The sequence below is a fragment of the Acidithiobacillus sp. genome (assembly GCF_023255755.1).
Lineage (GTDB): Bacteria > Pseudomonadota > Gammaproteobacteria > Acidithiobacillales > Acidithiobacillaceae > Acidithiobacillus.
This window is the reverse complement of the sequence record NZ_JAGDVS010000090.1, coordinates 1-5,774: the sequence shown is the minus strand read 5'-3', so window position 1 is coordinate 5,774 and position 5,774 is coordinate 1. Positions and strand designations below refer to the sequence as shown.

The following is a 5,774-nucleotide window of genomic DNA, read 5'->3' as shown; positions in this document are numbered from 1 at the left end:
TTCGACCGCCCCGAACTGCGCGACGCCATCGACAACGCCCGCCGCGAGCGCGAGCAGCTCATCGACCACATCAACCTCGATCAAGTCACCTTCAGCGGTTTTTCCGAGCAGGCCGAAGGCGAAGCCCGCGCGGTCATTCAACGCTTTGCCGACTACATCCGGCAGCACAAGGACGAAATCGCCGCGCTCGATTTTTTCTATCAGCAGCCCTACCAGCGCCGCGCCCTCACCTTCGCCATGATCGAAGACCTGCACGAGCGCCTGAGCAAGCCGCCGCTGATGCTCACCACCGAACGCCTGTGGAGCGCCTACGCCCGCGTGCAGGCCGGGCAGGTGAAGGGCAGCGAATCGCGCCGCCAGCTCACCGACCTCATCAGCCTGGTGCGCTTTGCCCTGGGGCTGGACGGCGAACTCAAACCCTTCGCCGACGAGGTGGACAAGCGCTTCCAGACCTGGATCTTCCGCCACAACGCCCAGCGCGCCACCGCCTTCACGCCCGAACAAACCGACTGGCTGCGCCTGATGAAAGGCCACATCGCCAGCAGCTGCAGCATCGCCCGCGACGACTTTGATTACGCCGAGCTGGCCGACAAGGGCGGGCTGCAGCGCGTGTGGCAGGTGTTTGGCAATGAACTGGATGGGCTGATGGAGGAGATGAATCGGGAGTTGGTGGCGTGAGTGATTTCAGAACCGAGGTGCCTGTCACCCTCGGAGAGTTGACAAGCGAACCCGTCGATCAGTCGGGGCCTTCTGGTGACTTTGTTTACATCGACATCAGCAGCATTGACCGTGAGACAAAGACCATCTCCGATCCAAAGGCGCTGACGCTCGATCAGGCTCCCAGTCGAGCCAAACAGGTTCTAAAGATGGGCGATGTGCTGGTTTCCATGACACGACCGAATCTGAACGCAGTCGCACTCGTACCTGCGCAACTGGATGGGGCAATTGGTTCTACGGGTTTTCATGTCCTGCGGTCTCGTTGGCTGAAGCCTGAATTCCTGTTTGCGCTGGTGCAGACACATGACTTCATCGATGCGATGACCGATGTTGTGCAAGGGGCGCTCTATCCGGCGGTGCGGCCTAAGGATATCTGTGCGTACTCGCTCTCCTTCGAGACGCCCGCACAACAAACCCGCATCGTCGAAAAACTCGAAGAACTACTCACCGACCTCGATGCCGGGGTGGCCGAACTTAAGGCCGCGCAGAAGAAGCTGGCGCAATACCGCCAGTCGCTGCTCAAGGCCGCCGTGGAAGGCGCGCTTACCGCCGAGTGGCGGCAACAGCACCCGCCCGCCGAGACGGGCGCGCAACTGCTGCAACGCATCCTCACCGAACGCCGCGCCCGCTGGGAAGCCAAGCAGCTCGCCAAGTTCAAGCAGCAAGGCAAGACCCCGCCCAAAGACTGGCAAAAGAAATACCCCGAGCCGGTGCAGCCCGATACCAATGGGTTGCCAGATTTGCCGCAGGGATGGGTGTGGGCAAGTGTGGATCAGTGTTCACTGGACGATTCTGCGATTACGGATGGGCCGTTTGGATCGAATCTCAAATCATCGCATTACCAAGCGAGTGGTCCGCGCGTCATTCGCCTTCAGAATATCGGAGATGGTGTTTTTGTCGACGCAATGGCACATATTGCTGAGTCGCATTATTCGGAACTGTTTAAGCATGCCGTTCAAAAAGACGACCTTGCTATCGCAATGCTTGGCGAAATTTTGCCCCGCGCTTGTATTATTCCCAGTGGGGTAGCACCAGCAATCGTGAAAGCCGATTGTGCAAGGGTTCGAGTGAACAAGTGTCTGATGCAGCCAGCATTATTGGCTGCTCAGCTTAATTCCAAGCCGATTCGTGATGCTGTAGTCAAGTTTGTAAAAGGCATAGGACGGCCACGCATAAATCTCGGCCATATTCGTGCCATTCCGATCGCGCTGTGTTCCATTGATGAGCAATCGCAACTGGAAGCACATTTATTCGCTGCGCAGCAGGCTATTGACCGACAGAACGAAGCCATCAATCTCTCCCTCAAACAATCCAGCGCCCAACGCCAGAACATCCTCCGCGCCGCCTTCTCCGGCCACCTCGTGCCGCAAGACCATAACGACGAACCCGCCAGCGTGCTGCTGGCTCGCATCCGCGCCGAGCGGGCGGAGCGTGATACATTGAAAACGCCACGCAGAAGCAAGGCGAAGGAGCCAGCGTGAATACAAATTTTGATGGGTATATTTTTTACACAACAAAGACTCAGCTGCCATTCGGAGGAATTCTATGATCCGCAGCGTTCAGATTGATGGTTTCAAATCCATCGTGTCGCAAACCATAGAACTGGGGCGGGTGAACTGTTTTATCGGTGCCAATGGGGTGGGGAAAAGTAATATCCTGGAGGCAATTGGTGTGCTCGGCGCGGCCGCTAGCGGCAAAGTGGACGATGAATCCCTGCTGCGTCGCGGGGTTCGCCCAGGTGTCCCACGGCTCTACAAGACTTCTTTTGAATCGGCGAGCGTCCCGGTGCATATCGGTTTGAGTGCGGAAAGTGGTAGCAACGCCAATACGGCCAGCTATCGGGTTTCGCTGCTGAACCCGCTGGATAATCCGGAGCCCGCTTGGTCGTTCAAAACTGAGCGACTGACCAGCGGGAATGATGAAATTGTCTCCGATGGCGTGCGTAACAGGCGCAACCTGACGCCCACAGCAGGATTAGCTGCGTTGAAACTGGTGGAGGTGCCGACCGACAGTCCAGCTGCCGAATTGATGCAGCGGCTGCAGAACTTCTCAATTTACTCGCCTAATACGCCGACCTTGCGGGCGATGGTAAGCGATCCGCAATCGCGCAATCCAGTGGGACTGGCGGGCGGACGCTTGGCCGAGGGATTTGCCGAGTTTCGTAAGTCGGTGCTCGACAGTGACGATGAGTTATTGGATAGCGTCTTCGAACTGGTGGATTGGGTCGCCGATATTCAAACCACTTCATCTGCCGGATCACTCTTGTCGCCCTCTGTGGCACGCACCAAGGAGGTGCTGAAGTTCACCGACCGATTCATGCGCAAAAGTCGCAATACTTTGACGGCTTATGATGCGAGTGAGGGGGCGCTATATGTGTTGTTCTGCGCCATTCTGTGCCTGTCGCCCCATGCCCCCAAATTGTTTGCTATCGATAATCTGGATCAGGCATTGAACCCCCGGCTGGTTGGGCGTTTGACGGCCAAGCTTTCCGGTTGGTTGGCGCGAGGCGATGCGCAGAGGCAATTGTTGTTCACCGCGCACAATCCAGCCGTGCTCGACGGTTTGGATTTGACTGACTCTGAAATCAGATTGTTTGCAGTGGAGCGCAACAGTGAGGGGTACACGGTCGTGCGCCGAATTGAAATCAGTGCCGAATTGCGGGCGATGAATGAGCAATATCCTTTATCACGATTGTGGCTGATGGGTAATTTGGGGGCCATGCCGAATGTCTGATCCCCGAATTGCGCTGGTGGCGGAAGGATCACCCGACTTCATCGTGATTGAGGCGGCGCTAAAAGCCATTTTGCAACGCCCCTTTGTGCTCAATCAGTTACAGCCGGAACCAACAAGGCCAGAAATGGGCGGTGGCTGGTGCGGTGTTTTCAAATGGTGTCAGGGGTTTCGCCAGCGCGGTGCGGCGCACATCGAATCTGACCCAACCCTGAGCAATTTTGATCTCGTGATGGTGCATTTGGATGCAGATGTGGCCGACAAAAGCTATGCGGATTGTGGAGATGCCGTTGTGCAGGCGGCACTCGCGCTTCGACCATTGCCCTGCGCTCAGCCTTGTCCTCCACCCTCAGATACTGTGCTTGCACTGGAGGCTGTGCTGCGGAGTTGGCTGGGCATTTCAGCGACTGGGTCGAAGAGCTTGTTTTGCATTCCCTCGAAAGCTACCGAAGCTTGGCTTGCTGCAGCTACACTTCCGGCGAATCACGCGTTGCTGACTGGACTGGAGTGCAATCTGCATCTTGAAACTCAGCTTGCCCAGTTACCCCGTGGGCAGAGAATCCGCAAGAGTGTTCGCCAATACAGAAAGCTGGCTGGAGTAGTAACAGCGCAGTGGACACAAGTTATATCCCATTGCTCGCAAGCTGCGTTGTTTGATCAACGAGTCCAGTCTATTGCACAGGCCTTTCTACCATGAACACCTCCACACTTGTCGAGAAAGTCTGGAACTTCTGCCACACCCTGCGCGATGACGGGGTGGGCTATGGCGATTACCTCGAACAGCTCACCTACCTGCTGTTCCTGAAGCTGGCGCACGAGTACGCGCAAGAGCCTTATAACCGCGACACGCAGATTCCGCCGGGGTTCGACTGGGCTAGCCTGCGCGGCAAGACGGGTGAGCCGCTGGAGGCGCATTACCTCGCCACTCTGCACAAGCTGGGGCTGGAGCCGGGTATGTTGGGTGCGATCTTTTTCAAGGCGCAAAACAAGATTCAGGACCCGGCCAAGCTGTCGCGCCTGGTGCAGATGATCGACGCGGAAAATTGGATCAGCCTGGACACCGACACCAAGGGCGACCTGTACGAAGGGCTGCTGCAAAAGAATGCGGAAGACACCAAAAGCGGCGCGGGGCAGTATTTCACGCCGCGCGCGCTGATCGAGGCGATGGTGACCTGCGTGCGCCCCGAGCCGATGAAGACCATTGCCGACCCGGCCTGTGGCACCGGCGGCTTTTTTCTGGGTGCCTACAACTGGCTGACGCGCCCGGGCGCGCAACTGAACAAGGCGCAAAAAGAGTTTCTGCGCGACCAGACCTTTCACGGCAACGAGATCGTGCCCAATACGCGCCGCATGTGCCTGATGAACCTGTTCTTGCACAGCATCGGCGAGCTGGATGGCGAGCCGCTGGTGGCGCGTTCCGATGCGCTGATTACCGAGCCGAGCGCCAAGGTGGACTATGTGCTGGCTAATCCGCCCTTCGGCAAGAAAAGCAGCATGACCATTACCAACGAGGAGGGCGAGGAGGACCGCGACGCACTGACCTACGAGCGCCAGGATTTCTGGGAAACCACCTCGAACAAGCAGCTCAATTTTTTGCAGCACATCGTCAGCATGCTGAAGCTGGACGGCAAGGCCGCCGTAGTGCTGCCCGACAATGTGCTGTTCGAGGGCGGCGCGGGCGAAAAAATCCGTCGCAAGCTGCTGGAAACCTGCGATGTGCACACCATCCTGCGCCTGCCGACGGGCATTTTCTACGCGCAGGGTGTGAAGGCCAACGTGGTGTTTTTCGACGCCAAACCCAAGGACGGTAAGGTACATACTCAGGGCGTGTGGTTCTACGACCTACGCACCAACAAGCATTTCACCCTGAAAACCCGCACCTTGAAGCTGGAAGATTTGCAGGATTTCATCACTTGCTACCATCCAGAAAACCGCCATGAGCGAGTTGCCACAGAGCGGTTCAGATTTTTCTGCTACGACGAGTTGATGGCCCGCGACAAGGCTAGCCTGGACATCTTCTGGTTGAAGGACGACAGCCTGGACGACCTGGCCGAACTGCCACCGCCGGATGTATTGCAGCAGGAGATCATCGACCATCTGGAAGCCGCATTGGCTTCGTTCCGGGATGTGGCCCTCAGACTTCGCTGAGAAGCTTGTATGCGCTTTGGGTCTAGCCTGCCATTCAACGAACAATCGGCTTGAAGCGCAAGCGATGGGGCCTAGCTCCCTCTTCGCCGAGTCGACGTTTTTTGTCGGCTTCGTATTCATGGTAGTTGCCGGCAAAAAATTCGACATGACCATCGCCCTCAAAGGCGATGATATGGGTG

General features: G+C 57.2%; 5 protein-coding genes. All 5 read left to right on the top strand.

Annotation, left to right across the window (positions count from 1 at the left end):
- On the top strand, positions 1-678 hold a 678-nt coding region (locus Q0C48_RS06185), incomplete at its 5' end, for a type I restriction-modification enzyme R subunit C-terminal domain-containing protein (protein WP_291522574.1).
- Positions 675-2,198 carry a restriction endonuclease gene (locus Q0C48_RS06180; RefSeq protein WP_291522572.1) on the top strand — a complete coding sequence of 508 codons (1,524 nt, stop codon included), beginning with the start codon at positions 675-677 and terminating at the stop codon, positions 2,196-2,198. The genes Q0C48_RS06185 and Q0C48_RS06180, both read left to right, overlap by 4 nt.
- Before the next feature lie 64 nt (positions 2,199-2,262).
- Positions 2,263-3,450, top strand: a complete 1,188-nt coding sequence (locus Q0C48_RS06175; protein ID WP_024894325.1) for an AAA family ATPase — start codon at positions 2,263-2,265, stop codon at positions 3,448-3,450.
- Positions 3,443-4,144, top strand: coding sequence for a hypothetical protein (locus Q0C48_RS06170; protein WP_291522565.1), 702 nt, complete (start codon positions 3,443-3,445; stop codon positions 4,142-4,144). Before Q0C48_RS06175 ends, Q0C48_RS06170 begins: the two co-directional genes overlap by 8 nt.
- Complete coding sequence (locus Q0C48_RS06165) at positions 4,141-5,595, top strand: class I SAM-dependent DNA methyltransferase (RefSeq protein WP_291522563.1); 1,455 nt, start codon at positions 4,141-4,143, stop codon at positions 5,593-5,595. Before Q0C48_RS06170 ends, Q0C48_RS06165 begins: the two co-directional genes overlap by 4 nt.
- Positions 5,596-5,774: the final 179 nt, after the last annotated feature.

Coding starts and splice junctions, on each gene's coding strand:
- Q0C48_RS06175 (WP_024894325.1), top strand. CDS start 2,263: ATGATCCGCAGCGTTCAGATTGATGGTTTCAAATCCATCGTGTCGCAA.
- Q0C48_RS06170 (WP_291522565.1), top strand. CDS start 3,443: ATGTCTGATCCCCGAATTGCGCTGGTGGCGGAAGGATCACCCGACTTC.
- Q0C48_RS06165 (WP_291522563.1), top strand. CDS start 4,141: ATGAACACCTCCACACTTGTCGAGAAAGTCTGGAACTTCTGCCACACC.